Annotated in this window: 14 protein-coding genes; 2 read left to right on the top strand and 12 right to left on the bottom strand. The window is 59.5% G+C overall.

The features are described 5' to 3' along the window. Window positions 1-115: 115 nt before the first annotated feature. The 4 genes from holA to bamE form a co-directional block, all read right to left on the bottom strand. Window positions 116-1171: a DNA polymerase III subunit delta gene (gene holA / locus NG895_RS26565; RefSeq protein ID WP_252855592.1), complete on the bottom strand. Its 1056-nt coding sequence runs from the start codon at window positions 1169-1171 to the stop codon at window positions 116-118. Between the two features lie 571 nt (window positions 1172-1742). Next, window positions 1743-2465 (bottom strand): HORMA domain-containing protein, encoded by a 723-nt coding sequence (locus NG895_RS26560; RefSeq protein ID WP_252855591.1) that lies wholly within the window; start codon window positions 2463-2465, stop codon window positions 1743-1745. Between the two features lie 318 nt (window positions 2466-2783). Then, entirely contained in the window at window positions 2784-3419 is a 636-nt protein-coding gene (locus tag NG895_RS26555; protein WP_252855590.1) for a hypothetical protein, read from the bottom strand. A gap of 334 nt (window positions 3420-3753) precedes the next feature. Further along, window positions 3754-4191: an outer membrane protein assembly factor BamE domain-containing protein gene (bamE, locus tag NG895_RS26550; RefSeq protein ID WP_252855589.1), complete on the bottom strand. Its 438-nt coding sequence runs from the start codon at window positions 4189-4191 to the stop codon at window positions 3754-3756. 247 nt (window positions 4192-4438) lie between these two features. Here bamE and NG895_RS26545 point away from each other — a divergent pair, with 247 nt between their 5' ends. Then, entirely contained in the window at window positions 4439-5785 is a 1347-nt protein-coding gene (locus NG895_RS26545) for a leucine-rich repeat domain-containing protein (protein WP_252855588.1), read from the top strand. 207 nt (window positions 5786-5992) lie between these two features. Next, a complete protein-coding gene (locus NG895_RS26540; RefSeq protein ID WP_252855586.1) occupies window positions 5993-10282 on the top strand; it encodes a lamin tail domain-containing protein in 4290 nt (1429 codons plus the stop codon). Here the strand turns inward: NG895_RS26540 and NG895_RS26535 are convergent. The 8 genes from NG895_RS26535 to NG895_RS26495 form a co-directional block, all read right to left on the bottom strand. Next, complete coding sequence (locus NG895_RS26535; RefSeq protein WP_252855585.1) at window positions 10279-11769, bottom strand: sulfatase; 1491 nt, start codon at window positions 11767-11769, stop codon at window positions 10279-10281. The two genes, NG895_RS26540 and NG895_RS26535, sit on opposite strands and share 4 nt — an antisense overlap. 57 nt (window positions 11770-11826) lie before the next feature. Then, a complete protein-coding gene (locus NG895_RS26530; protein ID WP_252855584.1) occupies window positions 11827-14082 on the bottom strand; it encodes a family 43 glycosylhydrolase in 2256 nt (751 codons plus the stop codon). A 321-nt stretch (window positions 14083-14403) separates the two neighbouring features. Next, the gene (locus tag NG895_RS26525; protein WP_252855583.1) at window positions 14404-16398 is read right to left on the bottom strand and encodes a glycoside hydrolase family 97 protein; all 1995 of its coding nucleotides are present in this window, start codon (window positions 16396-16398) and stop codon (window positions 14404-14406) included. Between the two features lie 78 nt (window positions 16399-16476). Then, on the bottom strand, window positions 16477-17724 hold the full coding sequence (locus tag NG895_RS26520; RefSeq protein ID WP_252855582.1) for a TlpA family protein disulfide reductase: 1248 nt from the start codon (window positions 17722-17724) through the stop codon (window positions 16477-16479). A gap of 153 nt (window positions 17725-17877) precedes the next feature. Then, window positions 17878-18882 carry a DUF1559 domain-containing protein gene (locus NG895_RS26515; protein WP_252855581.1) on the bottom strand — a complete coding sequence of 335 codons (1005 nt, stop codon included), beginning with the start codon at window positions 18880-18882 and terminating at the stop codon, window positions 17878-17880. Window positions 18883-18951: 69 nt separating this feature from the next. Beyond that, a complete protein-coding gene (locus NG895_RS26510; protein ID WP_261361800.1) occupies window positions 18952-19971 on the bottom strand; it encodes a DUF1559 domain-containing protein in 1020 nt (339 codons plus the stop codon). Window positions 19972-20007: 36 nt separating this feature from the next. Next, on the bottom strand, window positions 20008-22452 hold the full coding sequence (locus tag NG895_RS26500; protein ID WP_252855580.1) for a hypothetical protein: 2445 nt from the start codon (window positions 22450-22452) through the stop codon (window positions 20008-20010). Window positions 22453-22651: 199 nt separating this feature from the next. Beyond that, window positions 22652-24364, bottom strand: coding sequence for a FecR domain-containing protein (locus tag NG895_RS26495; RefSeq protein ID WP_252855579.1), 1713 nt, complete (start codon window positions 24362-24364; stop codon window positions 22652-22654). Between the last annotated feature and the right edge of the window lies 1 nt (window position 24365).

The raw sequence follows: 24365 nt of genomic DNA, 5'->3' as shown, positions 1-24365 counted from the left end.
CGGCAAGGCGACATTCGTTAGCGCTCGAATCTTTTGCCTGACAGCGGTGATAGCTTGGCCGCGCGAGCGGTAAGCTATGGGTGGCGGAGCTCACTCCCAGGCACACCACGTCGAGTCACCGGGCCCCTGCCCTGGCTGGCTTGGCTTCGTCCGACAAGCGTGCTATCAGTCGCTCCAGCTCCAACCGCGCGGCGTCCGCCCCGCTATTGTAGCCCTTCATCGCCAGGTCCATCTCCAGCAGCCAACGCGATAGCTGCAGCGCCCGGGGACGGCCGATGGCTTTCAGCTGCCGGGTGGCGTCGTCTGTCTTGTTCTTCCAGAACCCCGCCTCGAGCATCACCTGTGGCAGGTACACCCGTCGTCCGGCGGCTTCGGTTTGCTCGACCAGCCGGCTGGCCGTGGCGAACTTTCGCAGCGTGTAGGCCACTTGCGCCAGAATAGGGATCGGCTCCTCGCCCGCTGCTAGCAGTTTGTCGAGCTGCTTCATCGCCTCGGCCGCCCGTCCTTCGACCATCGCGTCGATCATGTCCCAGGTCTGACGAGTCCGCCAATCGCCGACGTTGGCCTCGACCAGCGGCAAATCTACTACGCCCGAGTCGGACATCAGCGACAGCTTGGCCACTTCTTGATCCATCAGCCCCAGCGACAGTGGCAACAGATCGAACAGCCGGTCGCAGGCCGTGCGGTCGAGCTCGCACTGATGCACGTGCTTGGCGCGGTGCGAGAGCCACTTCTTGGCGGCGGTCGTGAACTTGTTGAGCCGCCCCCCTTTGTTGTCGGTCGGCACGCCACAGTCGACGGCCAGCCCCACCTTGTCGGTCGCCTTGGCCAGCCGGGTGGTCTTGGGCCAGGTCTTGACCTCCAGCACCAGGGTCCGCGAGCCGTGTGGCGAGTTCACCCAGTTTTCCAACTTGTCGCGGCAGGCCGTGACAAAAGTGTCAGCCTCCTCCACGACCACCACCTGGGCATCGTCGCCAAACAGGCTCATCGTGGTCAGTGCATCGTGCACGTCCCGCCAGTCGGCCTCCTTGCCGGTGAAGTAGGCGGCCGACTCGCCCCCGCGCAACCGCATCAACACCTCCCGCCGCAGGTAATCGTCGTCGCCATACACGGCGCACAGGGGACCACGTTCGGGAAGCTGTTTGGCAACTAAAAGTTCGAGTGCGAGCATGGGGAGGCGAGAGGCGTTAGTTGTAAGCCGACGACGCCGGCCGCAGGGTTTTGCCGCAGTAAAGTCGCAGTACGGCCTAAATACGATTCACTGCGACATTACTCCTGGCGTTTTGTCGCAGCCCTTCACTTGAAACGACCTGTTTTCTCGACAAAACCAATCGGGGGGTGCGACAAAACTCCAAGGGTTGTTGCGCTCGGTTCGCCGCAGGTGCGACAAAACTGCGACATTACTCGGGGGGACCAGGAACCAGCGTTGTTGCGAGCCGACGGTGCCGCCGCGGAATACTCAACCGCCTGCTGGCGGGGCCGGCCCATCCACCTGGATTGCCCCGCACCGTTTTACCACAGGGCGTGTAAAATTTCGCCTGGCGACGTGGGAGAAAGTGGGGATTAGAGCGGGCCCTTTGGTGGTCGCGGGGCAGGCACTTCGGGAGAACAGGATCTACGCAGCAGACCGCGCGGCAGGTAAACGATCGACTCGGTCTTGAAAGTCCTGACTCAAGGTTCACGGCGCGGGCGTCCTGCCAACTCCGTGGCACCACCGTGCGGTCCTGCTCTTGTGCCACACCTCAACAGATTTTGAGAGACTTGCGCCAGACGAGTACTACTTCAGCAAGGCACAACCCCATCAAAGTCAGCCCCGTGGGCTCGGGTACCGTATAGATCCTCACGTAGTCCACTTCGATGTGAGTGCGCAGGTCGCTGCCAAATACGCTTTGGATCTGGATTTGATTCAAACCAGGGTTGTTCATCCCATCGGGCGTTCCAGTGGAGGGCGAAGAAGAACCGAAATCATTTGCAGGGACGGTGATCACATGGAACTGTGCATCATCCGGTATGCTCGAAAGGTCGAAGTTGAACTGATACTCCTCTTGATCGGCGTTGTCAGGCGAGTCGGAATCGCGGTATACGGCGTTCACTGTCGTCGATTCGTTACTCTCGAGCAACTTCACGCGCATCTCCCACCACGCCACGTCTGAATCGAAGTCGATGGGCTGGAGAACGAATACGCTGGGGGCTATCTCGGCGGGAGTGCCGAAGTCGACGCCGACGCCCCCAAATTTTCCGTTTACCCCGTCGTTGTCCACCGCAACATCGAGCACAAGGCTGTCCGATGTGGCCGTCACCGCCCCACCAACGCTGAAGTCTCCAAATGTAAAACCGCCGTATCCATTCATCGGATTCGTTGGATAGCTCTGCTCTGAAAACTCGGCGAGCAAGACCTGGGTGTGAGCAGTAGATGCGGCAGCCAGTGATGCGACGAGAGTAGTGCCTAACAAGAAACGTTTCATAGGTCACTCCGTGCGTCTCGAGTTTAAGCGAACGAGAAGGAAACACGCGGTGTCCAGGCGGATAAGACTGATTTCCAGTCTACCGCCTGTCAGGGAAACATTCAAAGAATGACTCGATGCATGCGGGAACCGCTATCCCACAGATGCTTCAGACAAGTAGACTGTCGCCGACTAACGTGCCGGCGGCCTTTCATTCTGCCCCGTTTCCTCGCCCCGAACGATGCGTCGCACTTTGGGTCGGGCAATCGACACTGCCTCTTCCACATCTTTCGACGCGGTTTCGAATTGCACGCCGATGAGAATTGCCGCCGTCAGAGGCTAAAGAAGCAGCCGTCGCCCGCAGCAAGCCACCGCCAGCGCCAAGATTCCGCCGAGCAAGGTCGACGGCTCCGGCACCTCTTCCGCCGCTACGAATCTCGCAACGTTGTTTGCTCCCACCTCGAGGTGGGCTTCGGAGTAGTTCGGCATGGACGTGACTGACGAATCGTATAGCTGCAGGTAAGGCACAGGATGGGCAGTCGATGTTCTGCCACCATACCAGGTCGCGCCGAGCGTGCCGTCGTTGGAACTGAATTCCAAGTACTGCGGCATCTCGAGTGTGGCAGAGATACCTTGGGTAACGCCGTCAAGACTGACGGTCAGCGTTTCCTGATAGACATAATTGGGCTGCGGAATGCTCACCGAACTGTTGCCGGAGAAGTCGCCCCCAGTCAGCCGATGCGGTGTTTCGCTCGACGGCGACATGAATTGAAGTTCCCAGCCGGTGATCATGTCGGGGGTGAGCCTGCCCGGCTGGACTTCCATGGTCATCCACCCGCCAACGAATTCCCAACCCTCGTCGAATCCCGAGACGGATTCGAACCCGTAAAAGGGGCCCACGGGTGGCAGAATCTGTGCATGAAGCCCCACGGGGCACACGAACACGGCCGCTACGATCAGAAGTTGCTTCAACATCAGGGACTCTCCTGCGCCAATCGCGGTGCATGGCACAGGCGTGACCATGCCCCAGAACGTTTTTTCAGAGTTGGTGTACAGTGTTGGCTGCCCCAAATCGCCGCTGAGGCATCTCTTCGAGCTGCGCTTTCAGCACGCTGGTGTCGCCCCACTTCACAAGTATTCATTCCACCGAAGGTACCCAGGGCACAGTGGACTCGCAAGAAAAAAATGCCAAGTCCCCCTCCGTAACGCCTCATTTTGCGGCAAGTTGTCCCTCAGCATGTTAGCTCATGGGTTCCACTTTGGTCCTTCCTGCCGGAGGCGCCTGCTCAAGCGAAATGAGCGGCAGCCCTTAGTGGTCGTGAACCACGTAGTCGACTTTGCCGTCCGATGTGAAACGGATGGTGATATGGCAAAATGTGAAGCCTCCGTACTCCCAATCGTAGTCGCTCTTTCGGGCGGGCGTTCCCAGCAACCTCTCGACTTCCGCCTGCGTCATGCCGGGCTGCACTCGGTTCAGCAGATGGCCGGGCACCGGATGGGCCGACATCATGACCATGGGAAAGCCCATGAAGCCAACGATGATCCCGGCAAGCACACACGCCGCGGCAAGCGGCATCTTCTCGCGAGTGATGGCCACCAGGGCAATACAGGTAAGGCCATACAGCAAGGCCAGTAGTGGCCCCAACGGGTGGAAAGAACGGTAGATCCAGGCACCGATCGCCACCACGGCCACTAGCAGCAGCAATTGTCTTATGGAAAAGCGGGGGATGGTCGTTGCGATTGCCATACTTGCCGGATGCTTGCCTCCCGTGATCGATGGATTACATCGCGACAGTCTGACCGAAGCTCGACAGTATCCTGGAGCGTATACGAACCCTGCACCAGGGAAATTCCGGTTGGAGAGCGAAACAATCGAAGATTATTAGAACCACCACGCACGCGTCTGCGTACTACCCACGGAACACAGGACCGAGGCGCGTGGATACAGGCCCAACTGCGAGAATCCGGATAGTACGCCAGAGGGGGGCGACTGGATGACCGCCGACCGCAATTACCTGCCGCCGCTTCCGCCGGATCCCCATCCGCCGTGGCGGCCCCGGGTAAGCACCCAGATCATGCTGCTGGTGGTCACGGTGTCGTGCCTGGGCTTCGCCTACGGGGGCAAGCACTTTCACGTGTTCCTGGCGCATCGTCGCGACGCGGAAACCGCCCAGTTGCTGGAAGCCTTTGGCGGGAAAACTCGGTACATGGGCGATACCCACCGCGCGTTTTGTCTCGAGTTCCAGCCCACCGAGCGCGTTCTGCAAGACGATGGCATGCCGCTGGTCGCGCAGCTCGACACCCTGGAGTACGTCGACCTGCGGCGTACGGCCATCACCGACCGGGGCCTTCAACACCTTTACGATCTGCCCCAGCTGAGCTGCGTTCGCGTCGACCCGTATGCGATTTCGCAAGCAGCCATTGCCGAGTTGCAACGACGCAAGCCACAACTGCGCATTGAGCCCAACGGGTTCTATCCTACCTCCAACGTCGGAGGTTTTCGCGCGCTGTGCAATGCCATGCAGCGGGAGCATGGACCGCTGTGGGAAGGAAGCTTCAAGGCCAGGATGCCTGCCGATGCCCTGCCCTACCTCGGCGAAATTGAACACCTCACGACGCTCGACTTGAGTGAGAGCAAACTGGTAGATGGCGAATTGGTAAATCTGAAACACATGCCAAAGTTGCAGGTATTGAGGCTCGACAAAACCAAGTCGAGCGACCAATGCTTGCAATATCTGATCAAGCGGCGGCAGTTGCGAGAGTTGCACCTTCGCGACACCAACATCACCCGCAGCGGAATCGAATACTTGCACGAACAGCTGCCCGAAAGTTGCCGAGTGCACTGGGCCGCAGGCCAGTACCGTCGCGGCCACTTTGCCAGGTGGCGCGACATCTTCGTCCGGCCGCCCACTGCCGAATGGACCTGCGTGGAGTGGTTCGAAACCAGCAGGGACCTGGTCAGCCTGCAAATCATCGACAATCACATCGAAGGGCTGCAGTTGGACGAACTGGGAAATTTCTTTCCTAATCTACACGACCTCGAACTTTATCGCGTGGGTATCACAACCAGCGGCACTGAAAAGCCAGCGGCTCTGGACAACTTGCGATTCCTCAGGCTCAAGCATTGCCAGCTGAACGAAAGGGTCCTGCAGTTCGTCGCCGCGCTGCCGGCACTCGAGGTCCTGGTGTTGAGTGATACTACACTGACGGAGGCAGAACTCGCGCAGCTCGAAACAGCCGCGAAGCTGGTGGAGATAGATCTCACCGATACCTTCGTCAGCCCTGCCGCTGTTGCCAGATTTCGCAAAGCGGTCCCCAGCTGCGCTGTTCTAGGCAAGTAAGCCGAGCGGAAGAAGCCATAGCGCCGCCTGCGTGTCCTATTACAGGGCGTGGGAAAGTTGGTGGAGCGGCGAGGTTTCTTCTAAGTTACCAACATAGGGTCGTCGTAGGCACAATGCACCACGACCCAGCTTGTAGCTCGGTTCTCACAGCTTTTCTCCATTCACTACAGGTTGCGGGCTCATGGAGCCCCAGTCGCTCTCCCCGATATGCACCACCGATACGCGACCCGACTCAATGCCAAGCACCGCGAACATCGCCAGACTCTTCACTGCGAATCCTTGGAACCACGCCTCGCCCTGACGGTGGTGATCAACGAGTTCCTGGCAGGCAACGACGATGGGCTCGAGGACCTCGCCGGCCATCGTCACGACTGGATCGAGCTGAAGAATACGGGACCCGCTATCGCGGACGTTTCGGGCTGGTACCTCACAGACGATTCGGTCGACCTCGCCAAATGGCAGATCCCGTCCACGATCGAGACCACGAGCCTCGCGCCGGGCGAAACGTTGCTGGTGTTCGCGTCGGGCAACAATGGCGAAGTGGGACTCGTCGGTAGCGAGCTCCATACGAACTTTCAACTTTCGCGAGAGCCTGGCTACCTGGGACTGGTTCAAGCGGATGGATCGACCATCGAATCCGAATTCGCCGACTACCCACACCAGTCGCCCGACGTTTCCTATGGTTTGGGCGTTGGCGTCGAAACCACTTTGACGGAAACACTGCTTTCCGCGGGTACGTCTGCCACTGGCGATGGCAGTCCCGCCATGTTCCGGCCCTTCACCGGCCCCAATGCGGCCGTCGACGATCACTGGACCGACATCGACTATCTGGCCACGGCAGCAGACGGCTGGACGAGCACCACGAATGGTCTCGGTTATGGCTACGGCAGTCCCTGGCAGGACAGCAACGTATCGCTGGCGGGCGAAATCGCTGGCTACGCGCGGATGCCGTTCAGCGTAATGGATGCTGCCCAGCTGACCTCCATGTCGCTCGACTTGCGTGTTGATAACGGATTCATCGTCTACCTCAACGGGCGAGAGATCGGGCGGCAGCGCGTGCCGACGATGTTCAAGATCGGCAGCGACTGGACGGACTCCAACGATGGCAACGGTGGACTGAATGCACGGCAGAACGTGGATAACTCCACTATCACCGGATCGCCGGCAACCTTCGACCTGACGCCCTGGCTCGACACGATTGTCGAAGGCACCAACGTGCTGGCTGTCTACGCCGCGAACCATACCAGCGACACCGGCGACTACCTGGTGCATGCCGAACTGACCTCCGAGCGGGCGGCTGGCGCCGCGACCGTGGGCTACATGGTCACCCCCACGCCCGACATGGAGAACGGGGCGGGCTATCTGGGCCTGCTCGCCGATACGGCTTTCTCACACGATCGCGGCTTCTACGATGCGTCGTTCGACCTGACGATTACGGCGGTGGGGCCCGATTCGGTGGAAATACCCGACGTAACCATTCGATACACGGTCGATGGAAGCATGCCGACGCTGGCGAATGGTTCCACCTACGCCGGCCCGATCAAGGTCGATCCCGCTACGTTGAGCTACACCGACGCCGGCGTGGTCACGGTGCGTGCGGCCGCTTTCAAGGATGGCTATTTCTCCTCGAACGTCGATACGCAGACCTATGTCTTCCTCGACGCCGTACTAGGGCAGGACGGCACGGGGCTACCGACATACAGTCCGTGGGGGCACGCGGGGGCCGATTGGGACATCGATCCCACCGTCGTCTCCACTGTCGGGGCCGAGAACCTGAAGGCCGACCTGCAGTCGATTCCCACCATGTCGCTGGTGATGGACTGGGAAGAGCTGTTCGGCAACGGATCGGGCGGCGACGACGATGGCATCTACACGCAGGACGAGCGCTGGCGTAACAAGAGCGATGAGCGGTTTGCGTCGCTCGAGTACTTCACGGCCGACCAGACCGAGGAGTTCCAGATCGACTCGCTGGTCGAGATCCAAGGTCACTCGAGCACCAATCGTTGGCGGAGCGACAAACTCTCGTTCGAGGTCAAGTTCAAGCAACCGTACGACACGAAACTGGAATCGGCTTCACTGTTCGGCAATTCGGTCGCCGATGGCGCCAACGCGGCGGACGATTTCGACTCGCTGGTGCTCGACGCCCAGTACAACTACACGTTCCACGTCAACAACACCACCACGCAGGGACCTTACGCCACCTACGTTCACGATCAGGTGGTGGCCGATCTGCAAAACCTGGCCGGCGGAGAAGCGCCGCACGGGCGCTGGGTTCACCTTTACATCAACGGGCTGTACTGGGGCATCTACAACGCCCACGAACGGCCCACCGACGCCTTTGCCGAAGAGTACTACGGCGGCGACAAGGACGACTACCTGGTGGTGAAGGGTTTCGAAGGCAAGAACCTCGTGCATGGCGGCACCCAAGGCAAGTACCTGCAGGCCGATGGCGGACTCGCGGCCGAGATTGCGTATCAAGTCTTGCTCGATGAAGTCGACGACAACCTGTCCGATCTCAACGAGTATCAGGACGTCGCCGAGCGACTCGATGTCGACTCCTTCATCGACTACATGGTCGTCCTCTTCTACGCAGGCAATTACGACTGGGGCGAGCTCAACTGGTTCGCTTCGCTCAATGGCGCTGATCCCAACGGCCAGTGGCATTTCCATTCGTGGGATCAGGAACACGCCTTCCCCAACGATCAGAACGCACCCGCCGGCGACGGGCGCAACCAGGACTACGACCAGACGGAGCTGATCACCAATGACTTTGGCGAACACGAGTTCGGCCCCACGGGTATCCATCAACAGCTGATGGCCAGCGAAGAGTACCGCCTGAGGTTCTCCGATCGCGTGCAGGAATTGATGCACAACGACGGATTGCTGACACCGGCCAACGCCCAGGCCGTGTGGCAGGCGCGGGTCGATGAGATCTCCGGAGCGATTAACGCGGAGGCCGCGCGATGGGGCGACAACCGGACTCCCGACAAGACTGGCAGCACCTGGGCCACCAACGTGCAGTACACGTCCGACCATTTCTTCTTTGCCAACGGGCCGTACGCGAGCCGCACCGACATTGTCATCGACATTTTCAACCACACCATTTCGAGCGGCGTCGGCAAAACCGACTGGTTGGTTGATCTTGTCGCCCCCACGTTGAATCAGTACGGCGGCGAGTTCACCGCGCCGTTTGATCTGGTGCTCGCCAACCCCAACGGTGGCGGCATCATCTACTACACCACCGACGGAACCGATCCCCGCGCGGCGGGGGGCGGCATTGGTTCGACGGCCGTCGCATACACGGGGAGCGCAGTCCAACTGACCGCTGGTGCGCGCGTGCGGGCCAGGGTGCTCGACACCTCTCAGAGCGGAACTGCGAATGATTGGAGCGCCGAAGTCGACGAGACGTTTGTGGTCGCAGAACGCCTGCCACTACGAATCGTGGAGCTGATGTACAACCCCGCCGGATCGGGCGCGTCGGAGTACATCGAACTGCTGAACTCCGGTTCCGAGACAATAGACCTCGCCGGCGTGCAGATCACCGATTTTTCGACTGATGGCTTTACCTTCTCCGGCGGCACGCTGGCGGCTGGCGAAAGGATCGTCGTGGCCGAAGACCTGGCGGCGTTCCAAGCCCAGTACCCAGCGGTCGGCAACGTGGTGGCTACCGCCTACGCCGGCAGTCTCAGCAACGGTGGCGAAACCATAACGCTCGTCGACTCGTTCGGAACGGTGCTGCAATCGTTCACGTACGACGACTTGGCGCCTTGGCCCAGCGGCCCGGACGGTGGTGGATCGTCATTGGAGTACGTCGGCCCGCTAACCGGCGACGAAGACCCGCTGGCCACGTCGCCCGACGATCCATTCGACGATTCCACCAACTGGCAAGCGAGCGCGCAGGATGGCGGATCGCCCGGCGTGGCCCCACCATCGGTGCCAACGATCCCCGGCGACTACGACGCCAGCGGCACGGTCGACCAGCTCGACTACGTCAAGTGGAAGCTGCAGTTCGGCACCACCGTGACGCCGGGATCCGAGTCGGATGGCAGCGGCGATGGAATGGTCGATCTGGCGGACTACGTCGTGTGGCGAAACCACCTGGGGGCTACGCTACCGATCGCCGCCCTTCAGGCCGCGACGCCTACCTCTTCTACGCTGCTTGCGAGCGAGGCATCGCCCCCCACCAGTGAACCCGCGGTGAACGATAGCCAACAGGAACAGTCCTCCAGCCTGACCTTGGATGGGAAATCGGCCCGGTCTTCGGCTCCTCCGCGCAGGGTATCGATAAGCTCACGAGCAGACGCGAGTCCGCACCACCAGGCGACGTCGCCCGACGCCCTGTTGCTGCTGCTGGCCCGTGATCGTACCTACCGCGACGTCGAGGCGTCCAACGCCCCAGAGCATTTGCGTGATCGGGAAGTCGAGATTTCGGCGGAAGCCTTCGCCAGCCTGGCGGAGTACTCCCTGACCAACCAGGTGCAGTGGAGACGAATCTAACGCCAGCCACCAGGAGGAACGGGATCCTCGTGCGTGTCGAGCTTCTCGCGAAGCTCTTTCACCAACTCGGGCTTCTCAGCCGCCAGGTTGCGCGTTTCTAGCGGATCGGTTTGGTAGTCGTACAGCTCGTACTCGGGTTCCGCGTCGCTGCCGAACTGCATCCATTCGACCAACCGATATCGCGACGTTCGTATGGCGCGACCAAGTCGGCGATTGCCGCGAGGGTACGCATGGTACGCGTGGTCACGCACGGAATCTTGCTCGCCAGCCAGAATGCCCGTCAGGCTCAACCCGTCGATGGGCTGCGGAACATCGAGTTCAGGCAGGCCAGCTAACTCGACCAGCGTCGGATAAATGTCCACCGTCTCGACCAGCGCCGACGAGATCGACCCCGGTTGGGCGACTCCCGGCCCGGCGAAGATAATCGGGATGCGGTTGGCTTGTTCGTAATTGGTGTGCTTGGTCCACGCCCCGTGGTCGCCCAAGTGATAGCCATGGTCGCCCCACAAGACGACGATGGTGTCTTCGGCCAGACCAAGTTTGTCGAGCTCGTCCAGTACGCGGCCCACCTGCGCGTCCATGTAGCTCAAAGCGGCATAGTAACCCTGTACGAGGGTCTTCTCCACCTCGGGATCCAGCGGAGGCGATTGCGGTATTGGCTTGTACTGATTTAGTTCGACATGCTTGTCCTTGCCGGCGTAGCTGGGTGCTCCCTCGGGATAGTCGTGCGTGGTAGCCAGTGGCAAGGCCACTCCATCGTACATGGCCCAGTACTTTTCCGGGGCGCAGAACGGCAGATGCGGCTTCGTGAAACCCAAGGCCAGGAAAAATGGCTTATCGCTTTTCTTGAACCTGCGAAGTCGCTCGATGCCTTCGATGGCGATTCGTCCATCGGAATAGTCGTCGTCCGACACGTCGGCACGTTCCCAGGCCGCCCCACGAGGCAATTCGCCGATGCGATTGAGCTCCTGATTGCTGAAATACGCCTCCTCGCGGGTGAGCTCTCCACCGGTGCTCTCGGTCAGCGCGTAGTCGATAACCATCTCGGGATGAAACGGCTCGCTCCACGATCGCGGATCGCCAGTGTTGCCGTGCCCGACATGGTACACCTTGCCGACTCCTGCGGAGTGGTAGCCATGCTGCATGAAATACTGCGGCATCGTGATCGCATTGGGCACTGCTTTGCGGAAGTTCGTCGACAATCCATAAATGCCGAGCGAAGTCGAACGGGCGCCAGTCAACAAGTTGTTCCGCGAAGGGGCACAAACCGCCTGATTGCAGTAGGCCGCCTCGAAACGCATGCCCCGTTCGGCCAGGCGATCAAGATTCGGCGAATGCACGAAGTCAGCCCCGTACGCGCCGAACGACGGTTTCAAATCGTCCACCAGGATCAACAGAACATTTGGCTGCTTGGCCAAGGCAAGGGAAGTCATTTCGCCCGGCAAGACAAATGCAACCAGGCAGAACACGGTACATAGCAACTTCATCGTAGTGATGCTTTCTCCTCGAAGCGGTGTCTCAGGTTTTCGAAACGACCCGTAACTCTAAAACTGTTGTGATTCGTCAGGACCAGGCGAGGCGTAGCGAGGATCCTTCGCGCGGATGACCGGCTCGCCGGAAGCATCGAACGACACCTCCATGGGCACCAGGGTCACGCCCTGCTGGTTGATGGTCTGTGCGGTCTGGCTCAAGTCTCGTGACTGGATTTCCTCGGAGTCGATCGGCGGGATATTGGCGTTGTAAAACGCGGTGCACCACCATCGTCCCTGCTGGTCGCGGAACGGTGTTCCGTGCCCCAGGAAGCGACCAGCAAAACGCCGGGGAGTGTACGGTCCCGTGATCTCGTCGGCTACTGCATAGTATAGATTATAGCTACCTTTGCGCATCAGGCCGGTCGACCAGCCAGTGCCGAACAGTACGTATTTGCCGCCAATCTTGTACATCAGGCACCCCTCGTGCCCCATCTTGCTGGTTTCGCCAGAGGGACCAATGGTGGTGGGTTTCGCGGCAAAGCCACTGAAATCGGCCTTCAGCGGGGCGATCTGCGTAGCACCCCAGATCAACCACCACGTGCCATCGTCGTCCTGGAACAACGATGGATCGTGACGTCGACCGATTTTCACTCCCATGGGATTCGACCACGGTCCGCTAATCTCTGGTCCCTCCGTGAAGGAGAGATTGGCGCCGGGAACAGGAGCGGGGCTCGTGTGCACTAGCGCCCAGCGGTCGCCGATGCGATGTAACTCTGGCGCCCACAGCCGCCACTCGGACCTGAGGGTGTTGGCAAACTTGCGGGGCCGCTTGCTGGCCCAGATGCCATCTTCCAGCGTGAATGGCGTGCCCAGTGAATCCCAATGAATCAAATCGGGGCTCTGCCAGACCTGCGCCTTCCAGCCCACGATACTCTTAGGGCCCAGTCCGGTGTTGTACGGATCGGTGTGCTGACGCTCGTCGTCTGGCAGCGGAGTCGTTCCTGTGAGGACGTACATGCCCTCGGGCGAGAGCGTGATGTACGGGTCGCGAATCCAGCCCGCTTTGACGAAGAGGGCTCGATCGTGACTCTCGAGTCCAGCCTTGATTTCGTCTTCCGGTATGGCGGCCGCCGTTTTGGAGCCGGTCCGCCCCGAGCCGGTATCGTCGGTGGTCAGATCTCTGATCAGTTGCGTTTCGCTCTCTCGATAGGCGGTGCCATCCGGCCGGAATACGTCGTGGAACCACGGCTCGGGCTCGGCCGTGTACTTCTTCCTCCAGGAGTCCTGCGGATAGATGGTCTGCGACTTACCAGCTACCAGCCCCCAGTTGTAGGCGCCGATCTTGTACTCGCGGAACTGCGGCAGCAGCCCTGCAAAGGTTGAACCGTTGCCGCGGGCCATGTACTCGGTACACATAAGCGGTCGATGGAAGTGGTCGACCATCATTTCGATGATTGGCTGGGCATCGGTAGAATTGTGATAGGTGTGGAAGCTGATCACGTCCGATCGATTGAGGGAGATTTCCTCAATCCGCGACGGGCTTTCCAGCCAGTGAGGATTGCCCCACACACCGGCGGTGAGTGGCTGCGAAGGATTCACCTCGCGGGCCCAAGTGAACGCCTTGTCCAGCAGCTCGCTCGCACGGTCGTGCTTGTCGCCGGGCGGCATGTCGGTAATGGACATCCCCGGCCACTTCCCCACGTTGGCGTTGTCCGGTTCGTTGAACAAATCCCAGATCAACACGCGATCGTCGTCTTTGTAACGCGTGAGGATGCCCTGGACGTAGTCTTTCAACTCGTCGTGCCGGTTGGGGTCTCCCAGGATCACCTTGCCAGGCGACTGCACCCAGCCGGAGTTATGGGTACGGGGGATTGGCTCCGGCTGTGGCCCCGCCTTGGGCTCGGGCCGCCACACGCCATCGAACAGCACAAACATGGTGCGGATGCCGTGGCGGTCGGCAATCTCCAGATATTGGTCGATCCGCTCGCAGAACCCTTCAGGATCCTCCTTCCAGGGAATGTCGTGCAGGAACACTCGCATGGAGTTCATGCCGATGTCGGCCGCCCAGCCCAGTTCTCGATCAATGGTCGCAGGATCGAAGGTGTCGGCCTGCCACATCTCGAGTTGGTTGATGGCCGTCGAGGGCACGAAGTTGGCGCCCACCGGCCACGCTTGTTCGGCGTACCAGGCGTTCGCTCGCTGCTCTGTCCAGCGCGTGGACTTATCGGCGGCATTGGCTTCAACGGCCGACGACATGCCGGCCGCAAAGGCAAGAAATAGGCTAAACAGCAGGGGCACTCTGCGAGTGCGGCAGGATGTAGAGAGCACGACAGTCTGACCTGCGAAAGAGGGACAGGAAAGCAATGCCGAGGCAGTCGCGACTTGACGCAAGAAAGGTGTGACAAGCCTGGATAACATTGAAACTACCGCGTGCATCGTAAACAGTGGTGCGCCTCGCCCGGGGGGCAACCGGCGGGCTTGGTTGGAGTATTGAATCGTTTGCCCAGGCAGGCCGACACGTCAACCACCTCGTCGTCGGCAAGCGAGCGATTAAAAATCAGCCCTTCGCCCAACTCGCCACGGAAGATGCCAGTGCCGCTTTGCCAACCTCCTGCAAGACGTCTTCGGCATCGTGGCGATTGGGGATAGCTAGTTTGCCGGTCGTAGCCGGCCAACCCAGCCACCACCAGAGGCCATCTTGATCTGCAGCACGTCGCTACTGGTAACTAGCTTCTGCTCGTAGCAGAAGTCTTCCGCATTGCGGTCGGCATTCACGCCATCCCGCCACAATTGAAGTTCGTACTCGCCCTCGGGCAGGAAACTCAGGGGACACATCATCTCGCGTCCTTCCCAGTCTGTCATGGCTCCCAAATACCACTCGTCTCCCGAGCGGCGAGCAAGCAGTACGTAGTCGGATACCTTGGCATCCAACACCACTAGTTCGTCCCATACGGTGGGTACCGCCGACAGGAGCTTCATACACTCGGGTTCGTCGCGATAGTTCGTCGGGCTATCCGCCAGCATCTGCAAGGGGCTTTCGTAGATCACGTACATGGCCAGTTGATGGCAACGCGTGCCGAGACTCATCGGATGATTGCCGATGGCCCGCCAGTCCTTCTTCGTGGCGTTCCGCATGGCGCCGGGAGTGTAATCCATGGGGCCCGCCACCATCCGGATGAACGGCAGCACCAGTTCGTGCTCGGGGGTGGCCTTTTCATCGGTCCACTTGTATTGCTCCAGGCCGTTCAACCCTTCGTTGGTCATGACGTTGGGATAGGCTCGCCGGAGGCCCATTGGCTTGAACGCGCCGTGAAAGTCGACCAGCAACTCACGTTTGGCCGCCTCACGAGCACATCGCCAATAGAAATCGACCATCGCCTGGTCGTCCCGCTGCATGAAGTCGACCTTCACTCCAGCCACGCCCCACTTTTCGAATTGGTCGAGAATGTTTTCCATGTCCGCATCGATGGGATTCCAAAGCGACCACAACAGGACGCGAACACCTTTCTCGTTGGCGTAAGCGACGATTTCCTCGATGTCAATTTCGGGGCGAGATTCCAGCACGTTCGTGGAACTTGCACTCCAGCCTTCGTCCAGCAGGATGTACTCCAGACCGTACTCGGCGGCGAAGTCGATGAAATGCTTGTACGTCTCGGTGTTGACGCCCACAGGGAAGTCGACGCCGTGGATGTCGATTCCATTCCACCAGTCCCAACTCACTTTGCCCGGCTCAATCCAGTCGGTCGAGTCCAGTTCGCAGCGCGGCGCCAAGGCGTAGATCATCTCAGACATGATCAATTCTTTGTCCTCGGAAGCCACCAGGATCACCCGCCAGGGGTACGTGCGACTTCCATCCGATTTGGCCAGGTACTTGGCGTGGTTGGTCACTGGAATGTTGCGGTCGCCTCGAAGTTCCGTCTTCAAGGGATAGCCCACGAACTTGCCTGCCAGGCCCACTCGGTCTTGCCCCAGACCACGCAGAAACATGCCTGGGTAGCTGCGGAGGTCGGACTCCGAGAGGTACACCTTCGGCCCATTCTCGAGCGACATCAGCACGCCCGTGGAACAAAATCTCTCGGGTGTGACGCTCGAGAGCGGAATGTCGAGATAGACGCGTTCCTGGTGGCTGAAGATGTCGTCTTCCTCGGGAAACCAACTCTTCGTCGTAGCGGGGAACTCGAACTCGGCGACCTCGTCCCAGACCTTCACTTCGCCCTCGAGCGCTGTGCTCCATCGGTAGGCGACGCCCTCGTCGTAGACACGGAACGTGAGTTTCGCTGTCTCGCCAAATCTGAGCACCAACTCGCGATAGGTCATCTCGAGCGTGCGATACTTGCGGGGCACCGGAAACTCGATTGTCTCCTGGCGCAACGCTTCTCTGGCAGTAACCGGGCCAGCCTTGCTCAACCACCCAGCGGCGCCAACCTTCATATCGATGCGCGACGGCAGAACGACATCCGTGTCGCCCAGCGATACGGAGTATTGCACGCCGTCTGCAACTTCTACATGCACAGCGAGACGCCCCGATGGCGAGTCGACGTCCCAACTCTGCTCTGCCCCAGCAAAACAGGCAGGGCAACTCAGAAGCAGAAACGCAAGCACACGGTGGGCCGTCGAGAAGCGGATTGGGGATTGCACAGACATGGATCTAACGTTGGGGTTCGGAGTGGTGGCCACCCCGCCATGCGATATGGCGGATGTAGAGAATGGCACACTACGAGCCTACGCTTCGGACGGTTTGCCGGCCACCCCGTCCTCCGAGGCAGCCTTAGCTTCTACGTATTTCTTTAGCTTTTGCATGGTGCCTCTTCGCAGCATTTTCAGCAGTTTGGTCGCTTTGTCGCCATGTTGCTCTGCAACCTTCTCGATCCCTTTGTCCTGAATATCCAAAGCCTTCTCAGCGGTTGCAATCGCCTGGTCGAGGTCGCCTCCCAGGTAGTACAACTCGGCGACGCGTCCCAACTTGCTGGGCAGAACCAGTAGATTGGCCCCTCTGTCGGGCACGTCGGCCAACTTTACATCCAACGCTTTGCCAAGAGCCAACGCCAGTTCTGCCGAGACGACTTCGCCATTGCTGCCGCTCTTGATCAACTCGGTCGCCAGGCTGTTCATTCCGCGGTAGCTCAGTTCGCCAGCTGCAATCTTGGCAATGGCGGCGTCCGGATCATCGGTGAGCGCCTTGGCCTCCATCACCCCCTCCAGGGTTTGGATGTGCTTGTCGACCATCGCGGAGAACTCGTCGCCAACTTCCAGATTCTTCAGCTTATCGATCAACAGGGCCATGCCATCGACATCGCCTTGCTTCACCGCATCGTTGACGGCCGCCTTCAGCTTCTTATCGAGCTGCGCGGAATTGAACTTCACTGCGAAGGCCTCGCGGTCCCAGCTGTCGGCCACCACTTGCTCCAGCACTTCGTCCATTTTGCCGGGGTGGCCGACCCATTCCACTTTCGCGTCCTTGCCAACGACAAATGCACAGGGAATACCCGTCTGACCTGCGGCGCGGAAGTAATCGTTCAATACCGATCGATCGGGGTCGCTGGCCAGGCAGTAGGCGCTGGTCAGCTTGCCATAGGTCTGGGGTGTGGCAGCTTCGTCTTTGGTCGGAACCTCGCTGGCCAGGAACTCGGTGACTTTGTCCAGCTTCTCATCGCTGACGCCAATCACCATCACACCCTGATCGGCGTACTGCTCCTGCAAATCTGCCAGATGAGGCATGCCCGCTTTGCAGGGACCGCACCACGTGGCCCAGAATTCGATGACGTAGACTTTGCCCGCCTCGAAATCCGTGATGGGCTCAAACTTCCCGCCGCCCGTGCTAATCCAGTTCTCGATGTCGATCTTGGGGGCGTCGGCACCGACGGTCAGGCTCTTGGTGCCTGGCTTGTCCAAGCTCTCCTCGGCGAGCGTCGAGTGTGCGGTAAATAGTGTCGACAAAGTGATCAGAATTACTTTGGTTAGCAGTTGCATGGGGAAGGTGTTCCTATATTCGGGGGAGGGAGTTGGGGTGGGACTGATACTAGGTTGGGTTCAGGAGTCTCGCTGCAACGGATGCGAAACAGAACTGTGGGTTTGTAGGCGGAAGCTCGCAGCGGTCCTGCTATTTCAGAGCTGTGGACGGGATCATTCTGCTTGCACTTCGCCCCCTCTACTGGTGCTCATAGCCTGCCAGGCCACCAGTTCGATGTCATCGTTTACGAAGTGCACCGAGCCATCAACATTGGTTGCCACGACGCCACCGGAGTGATTGCTACGCGATACGAGTTGATGACGTCGCTTGGCACTGCTACCACCGGTCAAGTTCTCGCATGGGTACAGTGGATCGCTTTCGATGCAGCGGCTAATGTCTGGCTGATCGCTGTTGGGAGTAAATTGGGCCATGATTTGGTAGCATCCGCTGTCGTCGTTCCACGGATTTGCTCGACGATCGATGTCGCCCCCTTCGGGGTCAGGCACCTGCAGCATCTCCATCAAGAGCAGCGTGTTACTGGTTCCGTCGGTTATCTGCGAGAACTTCGCACCATATTGCGCCCAAAAAGGAGCATTCGCGCCCCATTTCGAGCTGGTCGTATTCCCTGGGCAGCCGCGCCCAACTGCCTGCTTGGCCTCCACATAGATTCCATGCTGGCAATCGTACGAGTAGTTCCCCCAATTGATACCATAGTTGGTTTTGTAGCCCGGCCGACGAGGGTGGTAGAAGTATTGCGATTCGTCGCTGGGACAATGAAACACCGGGTAGTAGCGACGCAGGATCTCGTCCGCCAGGGGATCGGGTTGATCGAAACTGTGGTGATTGAAATCGTAGCGATCAATCGACACGGCCTGTTCCAGGTGGGGCATGATGTACAGGAACACCGGCGTGTCGGGTTCCCCGCTGCTACCCATGCTCACGGGATCCCAACGTCTGGCTCCCATGGGCAGCCGTTGATGGGTGCTCTCGTAGTTTAAAAAGGCCAGCCCAATCTGTTTCATCTTGTTGGTGCACGACGTTCGGCGGGCGGCCCCGCGTGCCGCCTGCACGGCTGGCAGCAACAGCGCTACGAGGACACCAATAATTGCGATCACCACCAGCAGTTCCACCAGCGTGAAACCTCTGCGGCATATCGTCTTAACACATCGCACGGGCATCTTGCTTCCTTTGGCGTTACACATATCCACGCAAGGGTTCGGTATCACTTCACTGCTCGAACCGGCCCTTCAGAACGGTGAATCGTAGGTTTCGCCTTGGTTCATCGTACTCATGGCCTGCCATACGGCGATCTCAATATCGTCGGTGATGAAGTGCCCCGAGGCATCGCACATCAGCACTTGTACTCCTCCCGAGTGACGACTGCGGGACGAGGTATAGCTCTGCGTATTTGCCTTGTCGTTGTTGCCACCGATACGCTTGCAGGGAGAATCGGGGAAATCCTCCTGGCAGTTTCCTTCATCCGCGTTGGGGTTGTTCGGCGACAGCATGGCGGTGATATTGCTGCACCCGGCCTTCTCGCACCAGATGCGAGAGCGACGATCGCACGCCGATGTGCCCGGCGACTGAATCATCTCCATCATCGACAGCGTATTGCTGGTGCCATCCGTGATGCGTGCCAACTTTGCCCCGAAGCTGAGGTGATAGGGGGCGATGTGAATCTTGGCCGGGTTCGGCACCGCACATACCAAGTTTGGCTTGTCCTCCCCCGGTATCCGAGGCAACTGGCACATGTGACGCCAGGCGCCCCAATTGATGCCATAGTTCCCCTTCCAGTCGTCGCCATTCTGCGGACTGCAGGCATTGCCCAGGTGCGATTCGTCGCTCGGGCACTGATAGGTGCTGAGCTTCTTCCCTACGGGCGAATCGGGATTGCGATACTGCACGTCGGTATCCACGTCGAAATCGTACTGATCGTAGAGCGCCGACTCTTCCAGGTAGGGCAAAATAAAGCAGACAAAGGAGGTCTCTGCTTCAGTGCTCGAATGCTCGATTCGCGTGAGCGTCGAAGTATTCACATCGTAGCCAAGGTTACCCGGCGGCAGTCGCTTGTGGGCACTCTCGTAGTTGAGTTGTGCGAGCCCTAGTTGCTTCAGGTTATTCAAGCAGTGGGTACGGCGCGCGGCCTCGCGAGCGGCCTGCACTGCCGGCAATAATAGCGCCACCAGAATGCCAATGATAGCGATGACAACCAGCAGCTCGACAAGCGTAAAGCCAGGCTGACGGCGAACTAGCTTCATACTTTCCATGCACATTCCTGTTGAATCCGCCCGCCTGTTGACGTGCTAGGCTACCTGGCGACGCAACATGCAGATCGAAAGTGCACCAACCAAGGCAATACAGGCGCTCGGCTCGGGCACTGCCATAGGAGAGGCAATCGCACCCGCTCCATCTACGGCCGCCCCGAAGCTGTCCTTCCAAACTGCGTAGTCGGCTGGCCCCACAATGGCCCCGCCTGACCCGGCCCGATTTAATACGCTTGCGTCGCCCCCAAGATTGTTGCGCCACACGGTATAGTCGGCGAGGTCGACTACGCCATCCTCGTTGAAATCGCCGGACAACCCGACGTAATCAATCGTTCCTGCAACCGCCGTAGCGGCGCCCTCCAGATGGTAACGAAACCGCAAGTCCCTCTCCTGCCCGGGCTTGAAGGCAAACCCAAGCGAAATCTCTTCGTCGGTGAGTACCTCCGAGCTGCCAAGCAGATACGACTCGGCCAGGCCCATATCGTTGTTGCCTTCATCCAGCTCCCATCCCATGCCATCGTCAGCGCCGATGGGGTACGCCCCCGTGCCAACCAGGCCCGTGTATCCGGTAGAGTTCAATGAGCCCCCATCGCCGTTGTCGTCGTCGCTGGTGATCTCGAGCGAGTCGATGGTCAGGCCCGGTGGAGGTTCCAGGCCGCCTTCAGTGCCACCGACGAGTACCATCTCGCCGTCGGCGTAGACCTTTAACTTCATTGGTACTGGAGGCCCGCCAGGCGACAGCGTTAAGCTGTTCCACAGGACTCCGCCAGCTCTGGGAGTCGTCGTAGTGAGGCTCACCGTCGTACCTGTGGGCACGAACATGTTGTCAAGCGAGTGTTCCTGCGAGGGATCCGCATTCGCCGACAAACTCAGCAGCAACTGCGACCCGACGGTGGCAACCTCAAAAGCTAAAATGTTGTTGCCTCTGGCAAACTCGTCGAGGCGGACGCTATGCAGCGTCACGTCGGTATCAAAATGGAAATCGATAGCCTCCCCTGCGCTTCCATCAATCAGCCTTCGTCTATCGGGATTGTTGTTATATCCTTCATTCTCTCCCGTGGAGGTGATTGAACGAATTCCGATACCCACGGAGTTCGTACCCCAGGAGGACTGAGCATAGTCGTAGTCGTCGCCAATTTTGGGGATGATCGTCATGGTGATCCCATCAACCGTTGCCGACCGCTCACCGAGAGCTGCACCTACCTGGCCAACTTCGGCGGGCAGCACGAAGTTGGCCAGGCCATCCTCCGTAGCATTCGCCACATCGAACGTTCCATCGCCGAAATCGAACACGACGGCAGATGCCATACTACTCCAAGTAGCTGTTGCTAGCGTCGTGAGCACGAGCACACCACAACGAAGATAGAGCGGGTGTAACCTGCGGCGACCAACAACGAGCAATGCGGCAACAACCGCCATACTCAAAGTCACCAGACTGGCAGGCTCGGGAACGGCGACGCCCGCAACACTCTCGAATGCACCAACCCCATTGGCAGCGTTGTACAGCGATTTGAACGCGATGAAGTCGCGGATGTCTTTGTCGCCGTCGAAGTCCAAGTCGCCCATCGCATAGGCATCCATTGGTGCCATTGTCGAAAGGTCACGCGGACCAGCGCGGAAGGCCAGCCAATCAGTCACGTCCGGTACCCCACCACTGAGATCGAGATCGCCAGGCATGAATGTGCCACCCATACCATCGTGGATATAGGCAGTGTCTTCCACCACAAAGTCGTCCATCAGCCCGCTATAAAGGGCGCCCGCGGGAGGATCATCTCCCTGCGACGTGGCGTTACGATTGCCACCGATCGTGAGGCCGTCCATGGCGAAGCCGCCGCTGCTGGTCGCCGATGCAGTGAAGCCCAGTGGCGTTGTTTCGTTTCCGTAGAACACGATTGCCGCACGCGCGGCACCGATAAACGACACGGATACCTGTTGCCACTCGGTCGACGACAGATCTCCATCTGGATCCTCTCCAACACCGGGCAACAGTGCCGTCCGGGCGTTCCCAACCAGGCGAGCGCCCGTCGGATCGTCCATCGATTGAGCCGTTCCGTTATCGATCTGCCAATCGTCCTGCCCGTCAGCTGTGATGCCGGAAACGATACCCCGGAAGCCGATGTCGTCGTCGATATAGGAACTGGACGGTTTGACCCAGAACGAAATGCTATAGCTGTCGTCGACCGAGAAGTCGGGAAACTCCGCATCGAGAAACTCGATGAACAACCCTTGCTCAAAATCGAAGGGGGCAAAGTTGATCGACTGCGTTCCGCTAGAGGTAGTCGGGACATCCGTTGAGGATTCCAGCGTGCCAAAGAAATTCAGATCGGTATCCGTGGCCTGCCCCATCCGGCCGTTGCCACTGGAGTCTTCTGCAAAGTTCGAGGCGTTCTCGAAGTCGAGTCGCAGGACCTCGGCTGCCGAGAGCGACAGTCCCGACATCACCAGCCCGAGTACACTCAGAACACCAACCGCTGTCGTTCGCATAAGAATCTCCGAAAGTTGGTAGAACCTCGCCTCTTGAGCGGGGCGATAGCTTCAGTGCCGTATCTCGTTGTTCGCCTGCTGATAGTGCTCCAAACGAGCGGTGAGTCTCCACCCTGGCCTAGGCCACTTTCGAGAAAAGCGACTACTGGCGACTCACTGACTAAGACGCGATCAAGCGGTACCTGTCAGCATTCGTTCTCTATTTCAGAGAATACTTCTGCATCAGATACTCGGTGACGTCCCCCATTTGCTCTTCATCCAGCGCCCCGTTGTAGATCAACACCTCGGCAATGTCGCCGGCGAAGAACGACATCTCGGAATCCTGCTTAGGATGCCGACCAAACACCTTTCGTGAGGTGTACGACTTCCACCGTGGGGCGGTGTTGACTTCGCGAATCTCGCCATCGATGGCAAGCATCGACTCATTCACTTCGGTATCGTAGCGATACGCCAGCAAGGTGGGCGTATCGGGCGGAACGGGCTTGATCGACGAAGCACCTCCCACGCTAAAACCTCCCGCATAGAAGCGGGCGCGATAGATTCCTTTATGGAACAGATCGTCAATCTGCAGCACTCGCATGGGTGTGCCATCGAAAGGTGATAGCGCGTGCGGCGGGCCGTTGTAATTGAGAATCTGTCGCTTGGCGTACTCCGACATCGGCACGTCTCGACGCGAAAACACCAGGAACAACGTTTGCGATTCGGTGGAGAGAAGCGGGGTTGTCGTCAGGTACGACGACTTGCCATCGAACCGAATGGAAGGCAGCCCGCTGATACCGTTGCGAACCCAACGGGGACGGTTCTCGATTTCCTGTTGCCAGGCATCCTCCTCCGACTGGTTGTCGCCGGCGGCAATATCTCGCCAGGCAATGACGCCGCCACTGTCGTCGGTCTTCACCGTGACGTCAGCAGCCAGCCATAGCGCCAGGTAATCGGTCACGCCGAGCGGCGGTAGCTCCGCCTTCGAAAGCCGCGGCGTGATCTCCCGCCGAAACTTCGAGGCATCCATCTTCATGGTACGCTGCATACCAGCATCTTTGCCGATGACAACCGCTTGATTTTCAGACAGATGCCGCCCTTCGGTCTCCCCTTCTTCGCGAGTGGGATCCCACACCACGACCTCGCCGGCAAACACATGCACTTCGGTGTGGCCGTCGTCGCTGACCACCAGGCCAAACTCGGTGCCCAGATCCACCACCTCAGCACTGGGTGTGTGCACTCGGAATCCAACCGCCTGCATCGGCACCAACGCGGACAGCTTGCCCGACGCCAATCGGGCCGAACCCGGCGAAATCATCTCGAACTCAGCCGGCCCCTGCAGTACGACCTTGGCCCCGTCGTTGAATGTCACCTGCGCGACGCCCGCTTCAAGCTTGAGCAAATGCCCTGCTTCGAGTGGCTCTCCGTACGCAGGAACCTCCGAGCCCTGTGTCCACTGACAATCGACCGTGCCAGTAAGCGTCGCGACGTAGATATCCTGAATCACCCGCGGTGTGGGAGGTTCCTCCTCCACCCGGGCGGGCGTCAACACCGCGTTGATGGGCTTGGTGGACGGTTGAGACACGCACCATGTCAGCACCACGCAGGCTGCACAAGCCGCCAAGCAGCCAAGCACCACCCGCCAGTACCCTCCCCGGTCCTCACGCGCGGGCAATTGCGTTTGCGTTTCCGCGGCCCCCTGAGCCGGAGAAGCAAACAGCACGTCGCTGCCAAGCTTTGCGTGACGGTGAATCTGCACCGAATCCTGAACGTGGGCAACGTAGGCTCGCAGCACTTCGTCGCTCTCGACGATCATCCGGTCCAGTTGGGCCAACTCCTCAGCACTCAACTGGCCCTGCTCCAGCGCAGTAACCAAGTTGGTTACTTGGTCGCCGGTCGACACAGGTTTTGATTTGCGATTCTCGGAATCCATC

The organism is Aeoliella straminimaris, assembly GCF_024054565.1.
In the GTDB taxonomy this organism is placed as follows: domain Bacteria; phylum Planctomycetota; class Planctomycetia; order Pirellulales; family Lacipirellulaceae; genus Aeoliella; species Aeoliella straminimaris.
The sequence above is the reverse complement of the archived record's forward strand: the minus strand, read 5'-3'. Positions and strand labels throughout refer to the sequence as shown.